A 19,904-nucleotide genomic window follows, 5' to 3' on the forward strand; every position below is an offset into this window, starting at 1 on the left:
ACCGTCCCAGAACCGCACGCCCATGAACTGGAACTCCGGCCGGCTATGGCTCAAAATCTCCGTCTATACGCTGCTGACACTGGGCATCCTGTTCGTTGCCATCCTGACGCTGTTCTTTACCCGTTTTGACGCCGACAGCGCGCGCCGCAACCTGGAGCGTTCGCTGGCCGACAGCGGCCGCACGCTGAGCATAGGCGGCACCATTTCGCCGATGCTGTTGCCGTCGCCGGGGCTGGAAATCAGCGAGGTGCGCGTCAGCGAACAGGACGGCAAGACCCCGTTTGCCCACGTCGCGCAGATCGAGGCGCGGCTGGCGTGGCTGCCGCTGCTGTTCGGCCGCCTGGAAATCACCCATGTCGCGCTGCACGACGCACAGCTGACCGTGGTGCGGCAGACCGACGGCAGCCTCAATTTTGCCGACCTGCTGCGCAGCCGCCCGTCGAGCAAGTTCATGTTCAACCTCGATTCGCTGGCCATCAACGGCACCCGCCTGGAATACCAGGACCGCGTCAACGGCCAGCTGCTGAAGCTGGAGGACGCCAGCCTGCTGGCCGACGAACTGCGCGCCAATGCGCAGATGGCGTTCGGCGGCCGCCTGCAAAGCGGCGGCCGGCTGGTGAACCTGTCGCTAACCGCGCCGTTCACCCGCAACGACGACCAGATCGACATTCCGCAATTCAGCGCCACCGCCATCAGCAGCAGCGAAGAGCTGGGCGAGATCCGCGTCAACGCCAGCGGCAAGCTGCAGCTGAACCTGGCCACGCTGCTGGCGCAGGGCGAGGCGCTGAAGGTCGCCATCGACACCACCAAGCCGAGCAGCCACAGCGAGATCCTGATCCCCACCGTCAGCGCCAGTCTCAGCGAACTGAACACGCCGGCGGCCAGCCTCAGCGGCAACATCAGCTACCAGCGCACGCAGTACCGTTTCAGCAGCCGGCTGGCACAGCTGCAGCTCAACCAGAACGGCCTGTTCGCCGCCAGCAGCAATAACGACTTCTCGTGGAGCGTCGGCCCGCACTCGCTGAACATGGTGGTACAGGCGCCGTTGAAGCTGGCGCAGTTCAGCCTGCTCAGCATGAGCCCGCTGACGCTGTCGGCACACCTGAAGACACCGGAACTGCCGCGCGGCCAACTGCGCGCCACGCTGCAGGGCGCGCTGGAAGGCGACCTCGCCGACAGCCGCCTCAACCTGCGCGTCAGCGGCGAGCTGGACGGCGCCAAGCTCGCCTCCACCATCACCCAGTACGGTTTTGTCGCGCCGCGCCACGAGGCGACGCTGTCGATCGGCAAGCTCGACCTCAACCGCTACCTGCCGGAACAGAAGGCGGAGCAGGCGGTGGCGCTGTTCCAGAACGACAAGCCGTTCCGCCTCGACTGGATGGACTTCATCAATGTGCAGGGCAAGCTCGCCATCGGCGAGCTGGCGGTCGGCAATTTCCGCGTCAACGGCATCAACGCCGATGTCACCGGCACTCCGCAGCAGCTGCAGCTGGACAACCTCACCGCCGACATCTACGAAGGCCACCTCACCGGCCGTGCCACGCTGTTCCGCGAGCGCATCCCGCGGCTGACGCTGCAGCAGGAGCTGACCGGGATGCAGATCCGGCCGCTAATGCTGGACCTGTTCGCCTTCAGCCGCATCGAAGGCAGCGGCAACGGCTGGGTGCAGCTGGAGGCAAAGGGGCAATCGCTGCAGGCGCTACGCAACACCCTCAACGGCAAGGTCGCCGCGCGGCTGGAGCGCGGCGCGCTGACCGGTATCGACCTCGTCGCCGCGCTGCGCGACCTGCCCGGCGAGAGCGAACGCTGGAACGGCCCGGTCAGCACCGCGCCGGACCAGAAAACTACCTTCTCCGCGCTGTCGGCACAGTTCGAGCTGCAGGACGGCGTGGCGCGCAACCAGGACATGAAGCTGGCATCGTCGCTGGTCAATGTCCGCGGCAGCGGCAAGTTCGACCTGACGCAGAGCATCATCGACTACACGCTGGACGTGCAGGCCAACCCCAGTGCCTTCGCCAGGCTGGGCGGCATCAGCATCCCGCTGAAGATCACCGGCCCGCTGCAGCAGCCGGTGTACTCGCTGGACTTCAACGCCATGGTCAAGGGCAAGAAAACCGAGGGCGAGAAACAGCAGGTGCTGAAGCAGGAACTGGGCAAGCAGATCACCAGCATCCTGCCGGTCAAGCCGGCACCGTAGACGCAGCCGGGTACGAAGCATTGATTGCGGCCAACCTTGGCATCAAGGTTGGCCGCAATGCTTTCTACCGCTCGGCTCACCATGCTGACAGCTGCAGGCCTCACGGTACCGCGGGTGAACACTGGGGACGCTGTTACTGTCGACACTCAGCAACCGCCCGCCCGCGCCATGCGCACCGCCCCCCGCCGTCAAACCCGATGTCGCGACACCGCAGCGGACCCAAAAAAATGGCGGCCAACCCTGAAGCCAAGGTTGGCCGCCATCTCCGGCAACAGTCCAAGCGCCACTAGCCCTGCAGCAGCAACGCCTCCGCCTGCGCCAGCGCCGCCGGCCGGCCGAGCAGCACCAGCACGTCGCCTTCCTGCAATTCCGAATCCGCGGCCACGTGGGCGAGACGGACGTTGCGACGGCGGATGCCGCGCACCCCGACGCCGAGGCTGTCCAGCTTCACCCCGCCCAGCGGCATGCCGATGGCGTGGGCGCCAGCCACCAGTTGCACGCTGAGCAGGCGCGGCTGATCGCTGTCGTCGATGCCGTCCAGCTCGTCGCTGGCGCCGCGGAAGAAGCCGGTGAACAGGCTGTAGCGCTGTTCGCGCACGGTGCGGATGCGGCGCAGCACGCGGCTCATTGGCACCCCCATCACCATCAGCGCGTGCGAGGCCAGCATCAGGCTACCTTCCATCACCTCGGCCACCACCTCGTCGGCGCCGGCTTCGCGCAGGCGGGTGATGTCGGAGTCGTCGATGGTACGCACGATCACCGGCAGGTCGCGGCGCAGGTCGTGCACCATGTGGATGATGCGCTCCGAGGCATGGGTATCGGCAAAGGTGATCACCACCGTCTTGGCGCGCATCGCGCCGGCCGCCATCAGCACCTCGCGCTTGGCGGCATCGCCGAACACCACCGGGTCCCCCGCCTCGCCCGCCTCGCGCACCCGCTCCGGGTCCATGTCCAGCGCGAAAAAGGAAATGCCCTCCGCCTCCAGCAGGCGCGCCAGCGACTGGCCGCTGCGGCCGTAGCCGCAGATGATCACGTGTTCGTCCTTGGCCATGCTCTGCACCAGTACCTGGTGCAGGTCCACCGCCTGCAGCGCCCAGTCCTGCTTGATCAGGCGGCTGCAGATGCGCTCGGCGTGCTGGATCAGGAACGGCGCCACCAGCATCGACAGCACGATCGCCGCCAGCGCCGACTGCTCCACCGGCGACGAGATCAGCCCCAGGTTGCCGGACAGCGCCAGCAGCACGAAGCCGAATTCGCCGCCCTGCGCCAGCGCCAGCGCGCCTTTCAGGCTGTCCCTGGCACGATGGCCGAACAGCCGCGCCAGCAGGTACACCACCGCCAGCTTCACCGGCAGCAACAGCAGCAGCATCACGCCGATGTCGCCGGCACGGTCGAGCAGCACGCCGATGTCCAGCTTCATGCCAACGGTAACGAAAAAGAAACCGAGCAGGATGTCGCGGAACGGCTTGATATCCTCCTCCACCTGGAAGCGGTACTCCGTTTCCGAGATCAGCATGCCGGCGACGAAGGCGCCCAGCGCCAGCGACAGGCCGGCCAACTGGGTGAGAAAGGCAATGCCCAGCGTCACCAGCAGCACGTTGATGGTGAACAGCTCGCCGGAGCGCTGCCGTGCCACCAGGTGGAACCACGGCCGCATCAGGCGCTGGCCGAACACCAGCAGCAGGCTCATCACCACCACCACCTTGACCAGCGCGAGGCCAAGGTCCATCCACAGCCGGTCAGAGTTGGCCGCAAACGCCGGCAGCAGGATCAGCAGCGGCACCACCGCCAAGTCCTGGAACAGCAGCACGCCGATCGCCAGCTGGCCGTGCGGCTGCGCCATTTCCAGCCGCTCCGACAGCAGCTTGCTGACGATGGCCGTCGACGACAGCGCCAGCGCACCGCCGACGGCAAAGCCGGCCAGCGGACTGCCGGTCAGCCACCACACGATGGCGCCGATCAGGAACAGGGTCAGCAACACCTGCGCGAGGCCGATGCCGAACACCAGCTGCCGCATCGCCTTCAGCTTGGCCAGCGAGAACTCCAGCCCGATGGAGAACATCATGAACACGATGCCGATTTCGCCGAGGAATTCGGTCTCCTCGCCCTGCGGGATCAGGCTCATCACGCCGGGGCCGGCCATGAAACCGACCACCAGGTAACCCAGCATGGGTGGTACGCGCAGACTGCGGCACGCGGTCACCGCCAGCACGGCGACCAGCAATACCAACACGATGGGAGACAGGGAGTGCATCGAAAAAACGGCTCCAGAAGAGAATTGAATGGCGCTCAAGCAAAACTTGCACCTGCCAGGCAGTGCCCGGAGATTATAAGCTGATATAATTGCGCATTATGAAAAATGACCAAAAACAATCCTGCCTCGCGCTGGCGCGCGACGTCCTCGCCATCGAGGCCGCCGCCATTACCCGGCTGGCGTCGCGACTGGACGACAGCTTCAGCGCGGCGGTCGCCCTGATCCTGGCCTGCGAAGGCCGGGTGGTGGTCAGCGGCATGGGCAAGTCCGGCCACATCGGCAACAAGATCGCCGCCACGCTGGCCAGCACCGGCACGCCGGCGTTTTTCATGCATCCGGCAGAAGCCGCCCACGGCGACCTCGGCATGCTGACCGAACGCGACATCCTGCTGGCGCTGTCCAACTCCGGCGAGAGCGACGAGTTGCTGGCGCTGTTGCCGGCGCTGAAGCGCAAGGGCGTGCCGATCATCGCACTGACCGGGCGCCCGCAATCGACGCTGGCGACCGAGGCCAGCATCCACCTCGACGCCGGTGTGGAGAAGGAAGCCTGCCCGCTGGGGCTGGCGCCGACCGCCAGCACCACCGCGGCGCTGGCGCTGGGCGACGCGCTGGCGGTGGCGCTGCTCGACGCACGCGACTTCAAGCCGGAAGACTTCGCGCTGTCGCATCCCGGCGGCAGCCTCGGCCGCAAGCTGCTGGTCCACATCAGCGACCTGATGCACGGCGGCGAGGCGCTGCCGCGGGTCAACAGCGGCAGCAGCCTGAAGGACGCGCTGCTGGAGATGACGCGCAAGGGCCTCGGCATGACCGCGGTCTGTGCCGCCGACGGCCAGCTGCTCGGCATCTTCACCGACGGCGACCTGCGCCGCACGCTGGACAAGAGCCTGGATCTGGCCGGCCTGCGCATCGACGACGTGATGGCACGCCAGCCGCGCACCATCGAGTCACACCGTCTGGCCACCGAAGCGGCCAACGAAATGGAACACCACAAGATCAACGGCCTGCTGGTTACCGACCGCGCCGGCAATCTGGTGGGCGCCCTGAACATGCACGACCTGCTCAAGGCAGGCGTGGTCTGAGAGACACCATGCAAACCATCACCGAACTGGCCAAACGCACGCGACTGCTGATCATGGATGTGGACGGCGTGCTGACCGACGGCCGCATCTTCATCACCGCCAGCGGCGAAGAGCTGAAAGCGTTCAACACCCTGGACGGTCACGGCCTGCGCATGCTGCAGTCCACCGGCGTACAGCTGGCGATCATCACCGGCCGCGACGCCCCCGGCGTCGCCCACCGCGCCCGCGGCCTCGGCATCGACCACTACTACGCCGGCGTACACGACAAGCGCACCGCGTTTGCCGAACTGCTGCACAAAACCGGCCTCACCGCCGAAGACTGCGCCTACATCGGCGACGACGTCATCGACCTGCCGGTGATGAGCCGCGTCGGCCTGGCGGTGGCGGTACCGGACGCGCCCAGCTTCGTGCGCCAGCACGCCCACTTCGTCACCGGTTGCAGCGGCGGCCAGGGCGCAGTGCGCGAGCTGTGCGAGCTGATCCTGCAGGCGCAGGGCAACTACGACCGCCTGATGGCCGGCTACCTGGCATGAACCGCGCCGCCCGCCTGTTTCCGCTGGGCCTGATGCTGGGCATGGCCCTGCTCGCCTTCTGGCTCAACGTGCTGACCATGCAGCGCGGCGATGCGCCGGGCAAGATCGACCTGAGCCGCCCGGAGTACACCATCAACCGGCTGACGGCAAAGCGCTTCGACGCCCAGGGCCGGCCGCAGCAATACCTGCAGGCGACCCAGATGTGGCAACTGCCGCGCAATCCGAATGTCTATCTCAGCAAGCCGCGTATCGAAGTCTTCCTGCAGGGCCTCCCCGACTACACGGTGACGGCCGCGGCCGGGCGCTACCACAAGCAGCAGAAAACGGCGGACTTCAGTGATAATGTGCGCTGGGAACGCAAGGCCACCGCCGACGCCCCGGCTATCCTGCTGCAGACCTCGGTGCTGCATGTCGACACCGTGGCGCGCAGCGCCAGCAACCGCGCGCCGCTGGTGGCCGACTACGGCACCTCGCAACTGAAATCGACCGGCTTCATTTACCAGCAGGACAGCGGCCAGCTGAACCTGCTGTCCAACGTAAGGATTACCTATGCGCCATAGTGTGCTGATCGCGCTGACCGCCCTCGTGCTGAGCGCCCCTGTCATGGCTGAAAAGGCCGACAGCGAAAAACCGATCGAACTGTCTGCCGACCGCGGCTCGCTGGACCAGAAAAAAGGCGTGACGGTATGGGAGGGCAATGTCGTGGTGGTGCAGGGCACGCTGAACCTGAAAGCGCAGCGCGTGACCGTTACCCGCGATGCGCAGGGCAACCAGCAGCTGCAGGCGCAGGGCAGCCCGGTCACCTTCCGCCAGAAGGTCGACGGCAGCAATGAATACGTCGAAGGCAGCGCCAGCAACGTCAACTACAACACTGCGGCCAACCTTGCCACCCTGACCGGCAACGCCCGCGTCAAGCGCGGCCAGGATTCGGTCAGCGGCGCCGTCATCGTCTACAACACCGCCACCGAGACCTACCAGGCCAGCGGCGGCACCGCCGCCAGCGGCAACAGCGGCCGCGTGACGGTGATCCTGCAGCCCAAAGCACAGGGCACGCCATGACCCCGAGCCAGCTTTCCATCCAGCACCTGAAGAAGACCTTCAAGAAGCGTACCGTGGTGCGCGACGTGTCGCTGGAGATCGCCAGTGGCGAGGTGGTCGGCCTGCTCGGCCCCAACGGCGCCGGCAAAACCACCAGCTTCTACATGGTGGTCGGCCTGATCGCCGCCGATGCCGGCGAAATCCGCCTCGACGGCCAGACCATCACCCACCTGCCGATCCATCAGCGCGCGCGACTCGGTCTCGGCTATCTGCCGCAGGAAGCGTCGATCTTCCGCAAAATGACGGTGGACGAGAACATCCGCGCGGTGCTGGAAATTGCCGGTCTGAAGGACGAGGAGCTGGAAAACGAGCTGACCCTGCTGCTGGACGACCTCAACATCAGCCACCTGCGCGACAGCAACGCGCTGGCGCTGTCCGGTGGCGAACGCCGCCGCGTGGAAATCGCCCGCGTGCTGGCCACCCGCCCGCGCTTCATCCTGCTGGACGAGCCGTTTGCCGGCGTCGACCCCATCGCGGTGATCGACATCCAGAAGATCATCGCCTTCCTCAAGGAACGCGGCATCGGCGTGCTGATTACCGACCACAACGTGCGCGAAACGCTGCGCATCTGTGACCGCGCCTACATCATCTCCGAGGGCAGCGTGCTCGCCTCCGGCCTGCCGGAAGCGCTGGTGCTGAACGAACAGGTCCGCCAGGTGTACCTGGGCGAACACTTCCACCTGTAAGCCATGAAACAGACCCTCCAGCTCAAAACCAGCCAGCAACTCACGCTCACCCCCCAGTTGCAGCAATCGATCAAGCTGCTGCAGATGTCGACGCTGGATCTCAGTACCGAGCTGGAGCGCTACCTGCTGGAAAACCCGCTGCTGGAACGCGCCGACAGCAGCGACAGCCCCGACGAGTCCGACAGCCCGTTACCGGTGCTGGCGCCCAGCGGCGACACGCCGGCGTCGGACAGCGGCAGCGAGCCGGAGCGGCCGGAAGCGGAAAGCAACCGCGATGACGGCGAGCTGCTCGGCGACTGGGGCAGCAGCGGGAGCGGCAGCAGCCGCAACGATGACGACGACGAGTTCGACCCCATTCTCAACACCCCGTGCCGGCCGTCGCTGCGCGAGCACTTAACCGCGCAGATGGGTGAAACCCAGCTCAGCCAGCGCGACAAGGCGCTGATGTCGCTGCTGATCGACGAGCTGGATGACGACGGCTATCTGCCGACCTCGCTGGACGACATCGCCGCCGAGCTGCCGCTGGAGCTGGAAGTGGAAGGCGACGAGCTGGAGTGCCTGCGCAAGCTGCTGACCCAGTTCGAGCCGACCGGCATCGGCAGCCGCAACCTCACCGAATTCCTCTGCCTGCAACTGCAGCAGCACGCGGCACCGGCCGCGGTACGCCAGCTGGCGCTGGACATGGTGCAGCAGCACCTGCCGCTCTTGGGCAACCGCGACTTCACCAAGCTCAAGAAGCTGCTCGCCATCGACGAACAGCAGCTGAAAACCGCCCACGCCCTGCTCGCCAGCCTGCGGCCGCGCCCCAGCAGCGGCTTCGACCAGGGCGAGACCCACTACGTCGCCCCCGACATCCTGGTGGTGAAACGCCAGCAGCGCTGGGTGGCGCGCCTCAACCAGGGCACGCTGCCGAAGCTGCGCGTCAACCAGATGTATGCAGCCATGCTACAACAGAAGGGCAGCAGCCATAATCTGGGCGGCCAGCTGCAAGAGGCGCGCTGGCTGGTAAAAAACATTCAACAACGGTTTGACACCATCCTGAAAGTGGCAGAATCTATTGTTGACAGACAGCAAGCGTTCTTTGAACAAGGTGAAGTGGCCATGCGCCCACTTATCCTGCGAGACATCGCGGAAGAACTGGGTCTGCATGAGTCAACCATCTCCCGCGTCACCACGCAGAAATACCTGCTGTGCAGCCGTGGCTTGTTCGAACTCAAATATTTCTTTGGCAGTTCGGTCGATACTGACAGTGGTGGCGAATGTTCCGCCACCGCGATCAAGGCACTGATCCGGCAGATCATCGATGCGGAAGACCACAACAAACCGCTGTCTGACAGCGCCATTGCCGACAAGCTGATCGCCCAAGGTATTCAGGTTGCAAGACGCACCGTAGCCAAGTATCGTGAAGCCATGCAGATACCGCCGGTCAGCCAGCGCAAGACTTTTTAGGTTGTTCATAACAAGATCGCCATGCCCAGTCCGGATATGGCACCAACAGAAGGAGTTAGGGTATGAACCTCAAGATTACCGGCCTCCACCTCGACGTTACCCCGGCGCTTCGTGACTACATCGAAAGCAAACTGGAACGCATTACCCGCCATGTCGATAATGTGATCGGTGTCAACGTGACACTGTCTGTCGACAAACTGGTACAGAAAGCCGAAGTCAATGTTCACCTGGCAGGCAAGGACATCCATGCCGAAGCCACCGAAGCGGACATGTACGCGGCCATCGACCTGCTGACTGACAAACTGGATCGTCAGGTACTGAAATTCAAGGAAAAACAGGTCGAGCATCGCGCACCGGTACCGCAAGAGCAAGCGTCGCTCTGATCAGGATTTGCCGAACAAAAACGGATAATGCAAGCACTGCTTGCTTATCCGTTCTTTTTTTGGCTACCGCTTTTTCTCCTGACGATCATCCTGCGCTTTCCACTATGGTATTCCGTGGACTCGGCGTAGAATGGCCCTCGATTTTTTCGGGCAAATGGCATTATGGGCTTGATCAGTAAAATACTCTCCGTGGACAACGTCATTGCTGACATGGACGTTTCCAGCAAAAAACGACTCTTCGAACAAGTCGGCCTGATGGTCGAAAACAGTCACGCCATCGCGCGCAGCGATGTCTTCGACAGTTTGTTTGCCCGGGAAAAACTCGGCTCCACCGGCCTGGGACAAGGCGTCGCCATCCCGCACGGCCGCATCAAGAGCCTGAAGGAAGCCACCGGCATCTTCATCCGCCTGAAGGCGCCGATTCCGTTCGACGCCCCCGATGGCAAACCGGTCTCGCTGCTGTTCGTGCTGCTGGTGCCGGAGCAAGCCACCGACATTCACCTGCAGGTGTTGTCCGAGCTGGCGCAGCGCTTCTCCAGCAAGGCGCTGCGCGAGCAGATGAACGATCCCGCCTGCGATGCGCAGAAACTGTTTGAACTGATTTCCGACACCCCAGACCATGCCTAATATCAGTGTTCGCCGCCTGTACCAGGACAATCAGCACAAGCTCAACCTGAGCTGGGTCGCCGGCCGTTCCGGCTCCGACAACCTGATTTCGAATGATGAACAGCGGCCAACCCAGGCACTGGTCGGTCACCTCAACTTCATCCACCCCAACCGCGTCCAGGTCCTTGGCCTCGCGGAGGTGGAATACCTGAACAAGCTGGAACAGGCCGCGGCACGGACCGCCCTCGACCAGCTGTTCCACCGCACCATGGCGGTGGTGATCGTCGCCAATGCACAGCCGGTGCCCAACCTGCTGCGCGACTACTGCCAGAGCCACAATGTGCCGCTGATGAGTACGCCGCTGGAAAGCCCGTACCTGATGGACGTGCTGCGCATCTATCTGGCGCGCGCGCTGGCGGTCTCCACCGTGATGCACGGCGTGTTTCTCGACGTACTGGAAATCGGCGTGCTGATCATGGGCGATTCGGCGATGGGCAAGAGCGAGCTGGCGCTGGAACTGATCTCGCGCGGCCACGGCATGGTTGCCGATGACGCGGTCGAACTGTACCGCATCGGCCCGGAAACGCTGGAAGGCCGCTGCCCGGCGCTGCTGCGCGACTTCCTCGAGGTGCGCGGCCTCGGCATCCTCAATATCCGCACCATTTTCGGCGAAACCGCGGTGCGTCCGAAGAAGGTGCTGAAGCTGATCATCCACCTGATGAAGGCCAACGATCAGGCGATGCAGACGCTGGACCGGCTCAACATCCAGTCCGAGACGCAGGACATCCTCGGCGTCACCGTGCGCAAGGTGATCCTGCCGGTGGCCGCCGGCCGCAACCTGGCGGTGCTGGTCGAGGCGGCGGTGCGCAACTACATCCTGCAGCTGCGCGGCATCGACAGTACCCGCGAATTCATCGATCGCCACACCAACCTGCTACGGGACCAGGAACATGCAGCTGATTCTGATTAGCGGCCTGTCCGGCTCCGGCAAGTCCGTCGCCCTGCGCCTCTTGGAAGACAACGGCTACTACTGCGTCGACAACCTGCCGGCCACCATGCTCACCGACGTGGTGGCGCTGTACAGCGAACAGGGTTACCAGCATGTCGCCATCAGCGTCGACACCCGTTCCGCACCAACGTTGGCCGCATTGCCGGAGGTGATGGCCAGCCTGAAAGCGATGCGGGTCGACGTGCGCCTGATCTATCTGGAAGCCACCACCGAAGTGCTGGTCCAGCGTTTCTCGGAAACGCGGCGCCGCCACCCGCTGTCCGGCAACGGCCTGACGGTGGAGGAGTGCATCCGCCTCGAGCGCGAGATGCTGGAGCACATCCACGAGCTGGGCCACCGCATCGACACCAGCCACCTGTCCGCCAACGCGCTGCGCGCCTGGGTCAAGGTACTGGTCGACGCCGATGCCGACTGCCTGACCCTGGTGTTCGAATCGTTCGGCTTCAAGCACGGCCTGCCGCTGGACGCCGACTTCGTGTTCGACGTGCGCTGCCTGCCCAACCCCTACTACGAGGTCGCGCTGCGGCCGCTGACCGGCCAGGACGAGGCGATCTGCCGCTTCTTCGAAGGCGAAGCCAGCGTGGCGCAGATGCTGGCCGACATCCGCCAGTTCCTGCAAAACTGGCTGCCGCGCTTCCGCCAGGACAACCGCAGCTACGTCACCGTCGCCATCGGCTGCACTGGCGGCCAGCACCGCTCGGTCTACCTCGCCGAACAGCTGGCCAAGGCCTTTGCCGGCGAACAGGTCCTGCTGCGCCACCGCCAGCTGCCCGCCAAAAAATAAGCCGGCCATGTTCAAGGCCGGGGACTATCTGGTGCTGCTGGCACTGTGCGTGCTGTTGCTGGCCGCCTTCCTGCAGCTTAGCCGCCACGCCGGCGAGGCCGACAGCGTCATCGTGCGCCAGAACGGCACCGAAACCATCCGCCTGCCGCTGCGCCTGAACCGGCGCCATATCGCCCGCGGCCCGCTGGGGCTGACCGAAATCGAGATCCACGACGGTAAGGCCCGTATCCGCAGCGACCCTAGCCCGCGCCAGTACTGCGTGCAGCAGGGCTGGCTGCGCCACAGTGGCGACATCGCCGTGTGCCTGCCCAACCGCATCAGCATCGAGCTGGCCGGCCCACAGCAAGCCCATGACTCGCTCGCCTACTGAACGCACGCTGCAAGCCAGCGCCGACGATCACCGCATCGCCAGCCTTGCCGCGCTGGCCATCGCGCTGGGCATGGTCGATGCCGCCATCCCGTCGCCACTGCCCGGCGTCAAGCCGGGGCTGGCCAACATCATGACCCTGTTCGCGCTGCACACCCTGGGCTGGCGTGCCGCGGTGTGGGTCACGCTGCTGCGTGTCGTCGGTGCCGGCCTGCTGCTGGGCAGCCTGTTCACCCCCGGCTTCTGGCTCAGCCTCGGCGGCGCGCTGGCCAGCCTGCTGCTGCTGGGCGCCTGCCGGGCGCTGCCCGCCCGCCATTTCAGCCTGGTCAGCCACAGCCTGCTGGCGGCGCAGGCCCATCTGCTGGGACAATTGCTGCTGGTCAGGCTGTTCCTGATTCCATACGACAATATACTGCTACTGTTCCCGCCGCTGGCGCTAGCCGCCCTGCTCGGCGGCATCGCCAACGGTCTGATAGCAAGCCATCTGGTACAAGCGCATGACAAAGATTGACACCGTTACCGTCGCCCTCACCGGCGCCTCCGGCCTGCCCTACGGCCTGCGCCTGATCGAATGCCTGCTGCGCGCCGGCAAGCGGGTGTGGGTGATGTACTCGCAGGCGGCACAGGTGGTGGCGAAACAGGAGATGAACCTGACGCTGCCGTCGCGGCCGGAAGGCTTCCAGCAGTGGCTGCAAGAGCGCTACCAGGCCGCCGACGGCCAGCTGGCGGTGTTCGGACGCGAGGCCTGGTTTGCACCGCCCGCCTCCGGCTCCAATCCGGCCGACGCGATGGTGATCTGCCCGTGCTCGATGGGCACCCTCGCCGCGGTGGCGCACGGCATGAGCGACAACCTGATCGAACGCGCCGCCGACGTGATGCTGAAGGAACAGCGCAAGCTGGTGCTGGTACCGCGCGAGGCGCCGCTGTCGGTGATCCACCTCGAAAACATGCTCAAGCTGGCCCGCCTCGGCGTCTGCATCCTGCCGCCGTCACCCGGTTTCTACACCCACCCGCAGACCGTCGACGACATGGTCGACTTCGTGGTGGCGCGCATCCTCGACCAGCTGGCGGTGCCGCACCAGCTGCTGCCGCGCTGGGGAGAAGCTCACCATGCCGGCGAATGAACGCGCGCTGATCGACGCCGCCGCGCTGCGACAGTGGGAGCTGCAGGCGGCACAAGCCGGCCTCGACCTGATGGCCCGCGCCGGCGCCGCCATTGCGCACTGGCTGCGCCAGCACTACCCGCCGCCACGCCAGCTGCTGTTCGCCGCCGGTAGCGGCAACAACGGCGGCGACGCGCTGATCGCGGCGCGACTGCTGCTGGCCGATTACGCGGTCAGCGTGTGGCAGCCGCAGCCGCCGGCCACCGCCGCCGCGCAGGCAGCAGAACAGCAGTACCTCGCCGCCGGCGGCCGGCTCGACAGCACGCTGTCAGCACTGCCCCCGGCCGAACTGCTGATCGACGGCCTGTTCGGCGCCGGCCTGAACCGGCCGCTGGATGCCGGCTGGCAGGCGCAGATCGCGGCGCTGGACGCCCTGCCCTGCCCACGGGTGGCGCTGGACGTGCCCAGCGGCCTCGACGCCTGGAACGGCTGCGTGCAGGGTGCCGCCCTCCCCGCCGACCATACCCTGGCACTGCTGTGCCACAAGCCGGGGCTGTTCACCGCCGACGGCCGCGACTACAGCGGCCGCGTCGAGCTACTGACCCTCGACTGCCCGCCGGCGCTGGTGCCGGCGGCACAGGGCGAGCTGCTTGCGGCCAACCTTGCGCCGCTGCGGCGCCGTCACAACAGCAACAAGGGCAGCTTCGGCAGCGTCAGCATCATCGGCGGCTGCGCCGGCATGGGCGGCGCGGCGCTGCTCGCCGGCCGCGCCGCGCTGGCACTGGGTGCCGGCAAGGTGCGCATCCACAGCCTCGATGCGCGGCTGTCACTGGATCCGCTGTGGCCGGAGCTGATGATTGCGCCGCTGGGCAACACCAGCAGCCTGGCCGCCGACGAGGTGGTCGCCATCGGCCCCGGCCTCGGCCAGAGTCCGCAGGCGCACCGCATCCTCGCCAGCGTACTGGCCCACCCCGGCGCGCTGCTGCTCGACGCCGACGCACTCAACCTGCTGGCCGGCGACCCCGCCTTGCAGCAACAGCTGCGACAGCGCCCGCGCCCGGCGGTGATCACCCCGCATCCGGCCGAAGCGGCGCGCCTGCTCGGCTGCAGCACCGCCGCCGTGCAACAGGATCGCCTCGCCGCGGTACGCCGCCTTGCGGCCAAGCTTGGCGTGATCGCCGTGCTCAAGGGCGCCGGTTCGCTGCTCTGCGGCTCCGACGGCTACTACCGGCTGTGTGCGGCCGGCAACGCCGCGCTGGCCAGTGCCGGCCAGGGCGACATCCTCAGCGGCAGCATCGCCGCGCTGCTGGCGCAGGGCCAGGACGAAACCAGCGCCGCCGGCAACGCGGTGTGGCTGCACGCCAGTGCCGGCGACAGCTATCTGGCCGACGCCGGCGGCCCGATCGGCCTGCGCGCCAGCAGCACGCTGCCGCTGATGCAGCAGCTGCTCAACCAGCAACTCGCAGGCAGCGACCACGACTACCACCACAGAAAGCCCCCGTTTTGACCTCGCAACAAAAAGCCTACCTCTACGGCCTCGGTGCCGTGCTCGCCTGGTCCACCGTGGCCACCGCCTTCAAGATCAGCCTGCAACACCTCAGCCCGGCGCAGCTGGTGCTGTACGCCAGCGCCTTTTCGCTGCTGTCGCTGCTGTCCATCCTCGCCTGGCAGGGCCGCCTCGGCGAGCTGCTGCCGGCGCTGCGCCAGCACTGGCGGCGCTCGCTGCTGCTGGGCGCGGTCAATCCCTTCGTCTACTACCTGATCCTGTTCCAGGCCTACCACCTGCTGCCGGCACAGGAAGCGCAGGCGATCAACTACACCTGGGCGCTGACCATGACCCTGCTCGCCATCCCGGTGCTGAAGCAAAAACCGCGACCGCAGGACGCGCTGGCGGCGCTGGTTTGCTACGCCGGCGTACTGGTGATCGCCACCCGCGGCCAACCTTTGGCGCTGGAATTCAGCAATCTCGCCGGCGTCGCTTATGCGCTGGTCTCCACCGTGCTGTGGGCCGGCTACTGGCTGTTCAATACCCGCGACCAGCGCGAGCCGGTGCTGGGGCTGACGCTGAACTTCCTGTTCGCACTGCCGCTGGCCTGGCTGTGGTGCCTGTGGCGCGGCGAGCTGGGCGCGGTGGCGTGGCAAGGCATCGCCGGTGCCGCCTATGTCGGCGCGCTGGAGATGGGCTTCACCTTCGTGCTGTGGCTGGCGGCGATGAAGCTGACCAGCAGCACCGCGCGCATCGCCAACCTGATCTTCCTCGCGCCGCTGCTGTCGCTGCTGCTGATCTACCTGCTGATCGGCGAGCAGATCCTGCCCTCCACCCTCAACGGCCTGGCGCTGATCCTGGGCGGCCTGATCCTGCAAAAAATCCCGTTGCCGCGTCGCCCCGCCACCGGCGGCTGAAAAAACCGCCGCGCCAGCACACCGGGTGCCAGCGGCTGCGTTACCATGACCAATGCCTTATCTGTGCAGGGTGACGACATGAGCAGCATAAAAAGCCGGCTGGCGATCTGGATCATTTCGGTGCTGTCCGTCGTGATGGGGCTGACCGGCTTTCTGAGCTACGAAGCCGCCCGCGACGCCGAGGAGCGCGACTACCTGCTGCTGAAGCAGGGCCTGCAGGAGCGGCTGGCGCTGTCACTGCCGCACGGGGTGTGGCAGCTGGACGACCAGTTCATCCGCCTGACGCTGGACGCGGAGCTGAAATCGGCGGCGGTGGTCGGCCTGATGGTGGAAGGCGATGCCGGGCTGTTCTTCGGCCGCATGCGCAGCGCGGACGGCCGCATCACCTCGCTGGCCAAGGCGGCGCCGCCAGCGCACGACGAAACCCTGCTGCTACCCATCCTTTACCAGCAACGCAACAACCTCGGCCAGATCACGGTGTACCTGTCGCGCGACAAGATCACCACCCGGCTTGCCCATGAGCTGACGCGCCAGATCGTGCAGGTGCTGCTGATCAACCTGCTGCTGTTCATCATCCTGATCGCCGGCCTCAAACGCTACGTGTTCTCGCCGCTGCACGAGCTGCAGCAGGCGCTGTACGGCGCCGCCCGGCTAGAAGCGGAGGCCGACCTGCAGCTGCCGAAAAGCCGCTTCAGCGAATACGCCGAGCTGGTCGGCGGCGTCAACCTGATCATCCACAAGATCAGCCGCGAGCTGGGTCTGCGCCGTGACGCGGAGCGGACCGCCATTGCGGAAAAGGAACGCGCCGAAGTCGCCTACCGGCAACTGCTGGACACCCAGAACACGCTGGTGGAAACCGAAAAACTGGCGTCGCTGGGCAGCCTGGTGGCCGGCGTGGCGCATGAGATCAACACCCCGGTCGGCATCACCCTCACCGCCGCCTCGCACCTGGCGCTGATCACCGGCCAGGTCGGGCAGCAGTTCCAGAGCGGCCAGATCAAGAAAAGCGAGCTGGAACGCTATCTCGACGACGCCCGCGAATCCACGGCGCTGATCCTGAGCAATACCGAGCGTGCGGCCAACCTGATCCAGAGTTTCAAGCAGGTCGCCGTCGACCAGACCAGCGAGGCGCGCCGCCAGTTCGACATCGCGCACTACATCGGCGAAATCATCACCAGCCTGCGTCCCAAGCTGCGCCACAGCAAGGTGGTGATCGATGTCGACTGCCCGCCGGAGCTGCAGATGGACAGCTACCCCGGCGCCTTGTCGCAGGTGCTGACCAACCTGCTGATGAATGCGCTGCTGCACGGCTACGACGACGGCGCCGAAGGCAGCATCCAGATCCGCGTCGACGCGATGGCCGAGCAGAAAATCCGGCTGTCGGTGACCGACGACGGCAAGGGCATTCCGCCGGAAAACCTGAAACGCATCTTCGAGCCGTTCTTCACCACCCGCCGCGGCAATGGCGGCAGTGGCCTGGGCCTGCACATCGTGTTCAATATCGTGTTCAAACGCCTGGGCGGCACGATTCGGGTTGACAGCACCGTCGGGGAAGGCACATCTTTTATTCTGGTGCTGCCATGCACGGCACCGGAAACGGCCAACTGAAGGGGGCGGCACGTGATGAATCTCGACAATAACAACGACTGGCTGATCGACGACAGCAGCAGCGTGCAGGACAGCCATCCGGCACTGCGGCCATGGAAAGTACTGATCGTCGACGACGAAAAGGATGTCCACACCGCCACCCGACTGGCGATCCAGGACCTGCGCTACAAGGAGCGGCCGCTGACGCTGCTCAATGCCTACAGCGCGCAGCAAGGCTTCGAGCTGGTGCGCGAGCATCCCGACGTCGCGCTGATCCTGCTCGACGTGGTGATGGAAACCGACAATGCCGGCCTCAAGCTGGTACGGCGCATCCGCGAAGAGCTGGGCAACACCCTGGCGCGCATCGTGCTGCGTACCGGCCAGCCGGGGCAGGCGCCGGAACAGGACGTGATCCTCAATTACGACATCAACGACTACAAGACCAAGACCGAGCTGACGGTGCAGAAGCTGTTCACCGTGGTCATCGCCTCGCTGCGCGCCTATGAAAACCTGGTCGCCATCGAGAAAAACCGCCAGGGGCTGGGCAAGATCCTGGAAGGCGCCAGCGACCTGTACCAGCTGCGCTCGCTGAAGGAATTCGCCTCCGGGGTGCTGAAACAGATCAGCGCCATTCTGGATGTCGGCACCGACGGCGTGCTGTGCATGGAGAACACCCCCGCCAGCGCCGGGCGGCCGAAACTGGAGGTGCTCGCCGCCACCGGCGAGTTCGAGGTGCTGCTCGGCGGCGCACCGCTGGCCACCTTTCCGCAACTGCAGCAGGCGATCAACGACGCGCTGGCGGAGAAGCGCACCATCTACCGTCATCCCTACGACGTGCTGTACATCACCGCGCAGAACGGCCGTGAATTCGTGGTCCACTTCGAGCCGCCGTGGCCGCTGGAAGACGTGGAGCGCAACCTGCTGGAGGTGTTCTGCCAGCGCATTTCCTCCGCCTACGACAACCTGTACCTGTACTCGCAGCTGGTCAGTGCCCAGGAAGCCACGGTGGTGGCGCTGGCCGACCTCGCCGAATTCCGCGACAGCGACACCGGCGAACACGTGCTGCGCGTGCAGCGGCTCAGCGATGCCATCGCCAGGGAGCTGCAGCGCATGGGCGCCTATCCGGAGCTGCTGACGCCGCAGTTCATGGAGATGATCGGCATGGCCAGCATCCTGCACGATGTCGGCAAGGTCGGCACCCCCGACCACATCCTGTTCAAGCCCGGCAAGCTGGACCCGGAAGAGCGCGTCATCATGGAGCAGCACGCCGCCATCGGCGCCAACATCCTGCGCAAGGCCAGCAAGCTGGTTGAAGGTACCAGCTACCTGTCGCTGGGCGCCGACATCGCCGGCGGCCATCACGAATACTTCGACGGCAGCGGCTACCCGCAGCGCCTGGCGGGGCAGGACATCCCGCTGGCGGCGCGCATCGTCGCCATCGTCGACGTGTTCGACGCGCTGCTGCACAAGCGGCCGTACAAGGAGCCGTGGACGCTGGGCGACACCATGAGCTACATCAACGGCCGCTGCGGCACCCAGTTCGATCCGCTGGTGATCGAGGCGCTGGACCGGCTGGTGCGCGACAAGCGCATCCCGATCAGGCTGCCGGAACAGTAAACCGCCGTGCGGCAGGCGACAAAAAAGGCAGCCTGGGCTGCCTTTTTGCTTGCCTGCGAGGCGACCGGACTCAGGCGCCCAGTGCCGCCAGCACGTTGTCGCGCACGGTTTCCACCGCCTGGGTGCCGTCGATTTTCACGTACTGCGGCGCCTTGGCATCGCCGGAGGCGGCCATCTGCGAGTAGAAGCCGACCAGCACTTCGGTCTGCTCGTGGTAAACGTCGAGGCGCTTCTTCACGGTTTCCGCCTTGTCGTCGTCACGCTGCACCAGCGCTTCGCCGGTTTCGTCGTCCACGCCTTCCACCTTCGGCGGATTGTACTTGACGTGGTAGGTGCGGCCGGAAGCCACGTGCACGCGGCGGCCGGACATGCGGTCGATGATGTTTTCATCCGGCACGTCGATTTCGACCACGAAGTCGATATCGACACCGGCTTCCTTCATCGCTTCCGCCTGCGGGATGGTGCGCGGGAAACCGTCAAACAGGAAACCGTTGGCGCAATCCGCCTCGGTGATACGTTCCTTGACCAGACCGATGATGATGTCGTCGCGCACCAGGCCACCGGCGTCCATGATCTTTTTCGCTTCCACACCCAGCGGGGTACCGGCCTTCACCGCGGCGCGCAGCATGTCGCCGGTCGAGATTTGCGGAATGCCGAATTTCTCGCGGATGTAGTTGGCTTGGGTACCTTTACCGGCGCCAGGAGCGCCCAACAGAATCAATTTCATCTCTCTAAACTCCCATCGTTAA

General features: G+C 65.6%; 20 protein-coding genes. 18 read left to right on the top strand and 2 right to left on the bottom strand.

Annotation, left to right across the window (positions count from 1 at the left end):
* Window positions 1-22 precede the first annotated feature (22 nt).
* The gene (locus tag ACG97_RS04780) at window positions 23-2,197 is read left to right on the top strand and encodes an AsmA family protein (protein ID WP_047966190.1); all 2,175 of its coding nucleotides are present in this window, start codon (window positions 23-25) and stop codon (window positions 2,195-2,197) included.
* A gap of 286 nt (window positions 2,198-2,483) precedes the next feature.
* Here ACG97_RS04780 and ACG97_RS04785 read toward each other — a convergent pair whose 3' ends face one another.
* A complete protein-coding gene (locus ACG97_RS04785; protein ID WP_047966191.1) occupies window positions 2,484-4,451 on the bottom strand; it encodes a cation:proton antiporter in 1,968 nt (655 codons plus the stop codon).
* Between the two features lie 98 nt (window positions 4,452-4,549).
* Between ACG97_RS04785 and ACG97_RS04790 the strand changes: the two genes are divergently transcribed.
* From ACG97_RS04790 to ACG97_RS04870, 17 genes are all read left to right on the top strand, one after another.
* On the top strand, window positions 4,550-5,530 hold the full coding sequence (locus tag ACG97_RS04790; protein ID WP_047966192.1) for a KpsF/GutQ family sugar-phosphate isomerase: 981 nt from the start codon (window positions 4,550-4,552) through the stop codon (window positions 5,528-5,530).
* A gap of 8 nt (window positions 5,531-5,538) precedes the next feature.
* On the top strand, window positions 5,539-6,063 hold the full coding sequence (gene kdsC, locus ACG97_RS04795; RefSeq protein WP_047966193.1) for a 3-deoxy-manno-octulosonate-8-phosphatase KdsC: 525 nt from the start codon (window positions 5,539-5,541) through the stop codon (window positions 6,061-6,063).
* On the top strand, window positions 6,060-6,623 hold the full coding sequence (lptC, locus tag ACG97_RS04800; protein ID WP_047966194.1) for an LPS export ABC transporter periplasmic protein LptC: 564 nt from the start codon (window positions 6,060-6,062) through the stop codon (window positions 6,621-6,623). Before kdsC ends, lptC begins: the two co-directional genes overlap by 4 nt.
* On the top strand, window positions 6,613-7,122 hold the full coding sequence (gene lptA, locus ACG97_RS04805; protein WP_047966195.1) for a lipopolysaccharide transport periplasmic protein LptA: 510 nt from the start codon (window positions 6,613-6,615) through the stop codon (window positions 7,120-7,122). The genes lptC and lptA overlap by 11 nt, the downstream gene beginning before the upstream one ends.
* Window positions 7,119-7,847 carry an LPS export ABC transporter ATP-binding protein gene (gene lptB, locus ACG97_RS04810; protein WP_047966196.1) on the top strand — a complete coding sequence of 243 codons (729 nt, stop codon included), beginning with the start codon at window positions 7,119-7,121 and terminating at the stop codon, window positions 7,845-7,847. The genes lptA and lptB overlap by 4 nt, the downstream gene beginning before the upstream one ends.
* A gap of 3 nt (window positions 7,848-7,850) precedes the next feature.
* On the top strand, window positions 7,851-9,296 hold the full coding sequence (locus tag ACG97_RS04815; protein ID WP_047966197.1) for an RNA polymerase factor sigma-54: 1,446 nt from the start codon (window positions 7,851-7,853) through the stop codon (window positions 9,294-9,296).
* 62 nt (window positions 9,297-9,358) lie between these two features.
* Window positions 9,359-9,679: a ribosome hibernation-promoting factor, HPF/YfiA family gene (gene hpf, locus ACG97_RS04820; RefSeq protein WP_047966198.1), complete on the top strand. Its 321-nt coding sequence runs from the start codon at window positions 9,359-9,361 to the stop codon at window positions 9,677-9,679.
* 162 nt (window positions 9,680-9,841) lie between these two features.
* Window positions 9,842-10,306: a PTS IIA-like nitrogen regulatory protein PtsN gene (gene ptsN, locus ACG97_RS04825; protein WP_047966199.1), complete on the top strand. Its 465-nt coding sequence runs from the start codon at window positions 9,842-9,844 to the stop codon at window positions 10,304-10,306.
* A complete protein-coding gene (gene hprK, locus ACG97_RS04830; protein ID WP_047966200.1) occupies window positions 10,299-11,255 on the top strand; it encodes an HPr(Ser) kinase/phosphatase in 957 nt (318 codons plus the stop codon). Before ptsN ends, hprK begins: the two co-directional genes overlap by 8 nt.
* Window positions 11,236-12,078 (top strand): RNase adapter RapZ, encoded by an 843-nt coding sequence (gene rapZ / locus ACG97_RS04835; RefSeq protein ID WP_047966201.1) that lies wholly within the window; start codon window positions 11,236-11,238, stop codon window positions 12,076-12,078. Before hprK ends, rapZ begins: the two co-directional genes overlap by 20 nt.
* A 7-nt stretch (window positions 12,079-12,085) precedes the next feature.
* Window positions 12,086-12,448, top strand: a complete 363-nt coding sequence (locus tag ACG97_RS04840; RefSeq protein ID WP_047966202.1) for a NusG domain II-containing protein — start codon at window positions 12,086-12,088, stop codon at window positions 12,446-12,448.
* Entirely contained in the window at window positions 12,429-12,956 is a 528-nt protein-coding gene (locus ACG97_RS04845) for a Gx transporter family protein (protein WP_047966203.1), read from the top strand. The genes ACG97_RS04840 and ACG97_RS04845 overlap by 20 nt, the downstream gene beginning before the upstream one ends.
* The gene (locus tag ACG97_RS04850) at window positions 12,943-13,569 is read left to right on the top strand and encodes a flavin prenyltransferase UbiX (RefSeq protein WP_047966204.1); all 627 of its coding nucleotides are present in this window, start codon (window positions 12,943-12,945) and stop codon (window positions 13,567-13,569) included. Before ACG97_RS04845 ends, ACG97_RS04850 begins: the two co-directional genes overlap by 14 nt.
* Window positions 13,556-15,055, top strand: a complete 1,500-nt coding sequence (locus ACG97_RS04855) for a bifunctional ADP-dependent NAD(P)H-hydrate dehydratase/NAD(P)H-hydrate epimerase (protein ID WP_047966205.1) — start codon at window positions 13,556-13,558, stop codon at window positions 15,053-15,055. Before ACG97_RS04850 ends, ACG97_RS04855 begins: the two co-directional genes overlap by 14 nt.
* Window positions 15,052-15,951 carry a DMT family transporter gene (locus tag ACG97_RS04860; protein WP_047966206.1) on the top strand — a complete coding sequence of 300 codons (900 nt, stop codon included), beginning with the start codon at window positions 15,052-15,054 and terminating at the stop codon, window positions 15,949-15,951. Before ACG97_RS04855 ends, ACG97_RS04860 begins: the two co-directional genes overlap by 4 nt.
* 78 nt (window positions 15,952-16,029) lie before the next feature.
* Complete coding sequence (locus ACG97_RS04865) at window positions 16,030-17,559, top strand: sensor histidine kinase (protein WP_047966207.1); 1,530 nt, start codon at window positions 16,030-16,032, stop codon at window positions 17,557-17,559.
* A 15-nt stretch (window positions 17,560-17,574) separates the two neighbouring features.
* Window positions 17,575-19,155 (top strand): DUF3369 domain-containing protein, encoded by a 1,581-nt coding sequence (locus ACG97_RS04870; RefSeq protein ID WP_047966208.1) that lies wholly within the window; start codon window positions 17,575-17,577, stop codon window positions 19,153-19,155.
* Window positions 19,156-19,225: 70 nt separating this feature from the next.
* On the opposite strand, the gene adk is transcribed toward ACG97_RS04870, so the two are convergent.
* Entirely contained in the window at window positions 19,226-19,882 is a 657-nt protein-coding gene (gene adk / locus ACG97_RS04875) for an adenylate kinase (RefSeq protein WP_047966209.1), read from the bottom strand.
* Window positions 19,883-19,904 lie beyond the last annotated feature (22 nt).

It is taken from the genome of Vogesella sp. EB (genome assembly GCF_001037925.1).
GTDB lineage: Bacteria > Pseudomonadota > Gammaproteobacteria > Burkholderiales > Chromobacteriaceae > Vogesella > Vogesella indigofera.

What these genes read in the sequence shown, in the direction of transcription:
- ACG97_RS04790 (WP_047966192.1), top strand. Translation starts at nt 4,550, where the DNA reads ATGAAAAATGACCAAAAACAATCCTGCCTCGCGCTGGCGCGCGACGTC.
- kdsC (WP_047966193.1), top strand. Translation starts at nt 5,539, where the DNA reads ATGCAAACCATCACCGAACTGGCCAAACGCACGCGACTGCTGATCATG.
- lptA (WP_047966195.1), top strand. Translation starts at nt 6,613, where the DNA reads ATGCGCCATAGTGTGCTGATCGCGCTGACCGCCCTCGTGCTGAGCGCC.
- ACG97_RS04870 (WP_047966208.1), top strand. Translation starts at nt 17,575, where the DNA reads ATGAATCTCGACAATAACAACGACTGGCTGATCGACGACAGCAGCAGC.
- ACG97_RS04865 (WP_047966207.1), top strand. Translation starts at nt 16,030, where the DNA reads ATGAGCAGCATAAAAAGCCGGCTGGCGATCTGGATCATTTCGGTGCTG.
- ACG97_RS04850 (WP_047966204.1), top strand. Translation starts at nt 12,943, where the DNA reads ATGACAAAGATTGACACCGTTACCGTCGCCCTCACCGGCGCCTCCGGC.
- hprK (WP_047966200.1), top strand. Translation starts at nt 10,299, where the DNA reads ATGCCTAATATCAGTGTTCGCCGCCTGTACCAGGACAATCAGCACAAG.
- ACG97_RS04815 (WP_047966197.1), top strand. Translation starts at nt 7,851, where the DNA reads ATGAAACAGACCCTCCAGCTCAAAACCAGCCAGCAACTCACGCTCACC.
- ACG97_RS04840 (WP_047966202.1), top strand. Translation starts at nt 12,086, where the DNA reads ATGTTCAAGGCCGGGGACTATCTGGTGCTGCTGGCACTGTGCGTGCTG.
- hpf (WP_047966198.1), top strand. Translation starts at nt 9,359, where the DNA reads ATGAACCTCAAGATTACCGGCCTCCACCTCGACGTTACCCCGGCGCTT.
- ACG97_RS04845 (WP_047966203.1), top strand. Translation starts at nt 12,429, where the DNA reads ATGACTCGCTCGCCTACTGAACGCACGCTGCAAGCCAGCGCCGACGAT.
- rapZ (WP_047966201.1), top strand. Translation starts at nt 11,236, where the DNA reads ATGCAGCTGATTCTGATTAGCGGCCTGTCCGGCTCCGGCAAGTCCGTC.
- ptsN (WP_047966199.1), top strand. Translation starts at nt 9,842, where the DNA reads ATGGGCTTGATCAGTAAAATACTCTCCGTGGACAACGTCATTGCTGAC.
- lptB (WP_047966196.1), top strand. Translation starts at nt 7,119, where the DNA reads ATGACCCCGAGCCAGCTTTCCATCCAGCACCTGAAGAAGACCTTCAAG.
- adk (WP_047966209.1), bottom strand. Translation starts at nt 19,882, where the DNA reads ATGAAATTGATTCTGTTGGGCGCTCCTGGCGCCGGTAAAGGTACCCAA.
- lptC (WP_047966194.1), top strand. Translation starts at nt 6,060, where the DNA reads ATGAACCGCGCCGCCCGCCTGTTTCCGCTGGGCCTGATGCTGGGCATG.
- ACG97_RS04785 (WP_047966191.1), bottom strand. Translation starts at nt 4,451, where the DNA reads ATGCACTCCCTGTCTCCCATCGTGTTGGTATTGCTGGTCGCCGTGCTG.
- ACG97_RS04855 (WP_047966205.1), top strand. Translation starts at nt 13,556, where the DNA reads ATGCCGGCGAATGAACGCGCGCTGATCGACGCCGCCGCGCTGCGACAG.
- ACG97_RS04780 (WP_047966190.1), top strand. Translation starts at nt 23, where the DNA reads ATGAACTGGAACTCCGGCCGGCTATGGCTCAAAATCTCCGTCTATACG.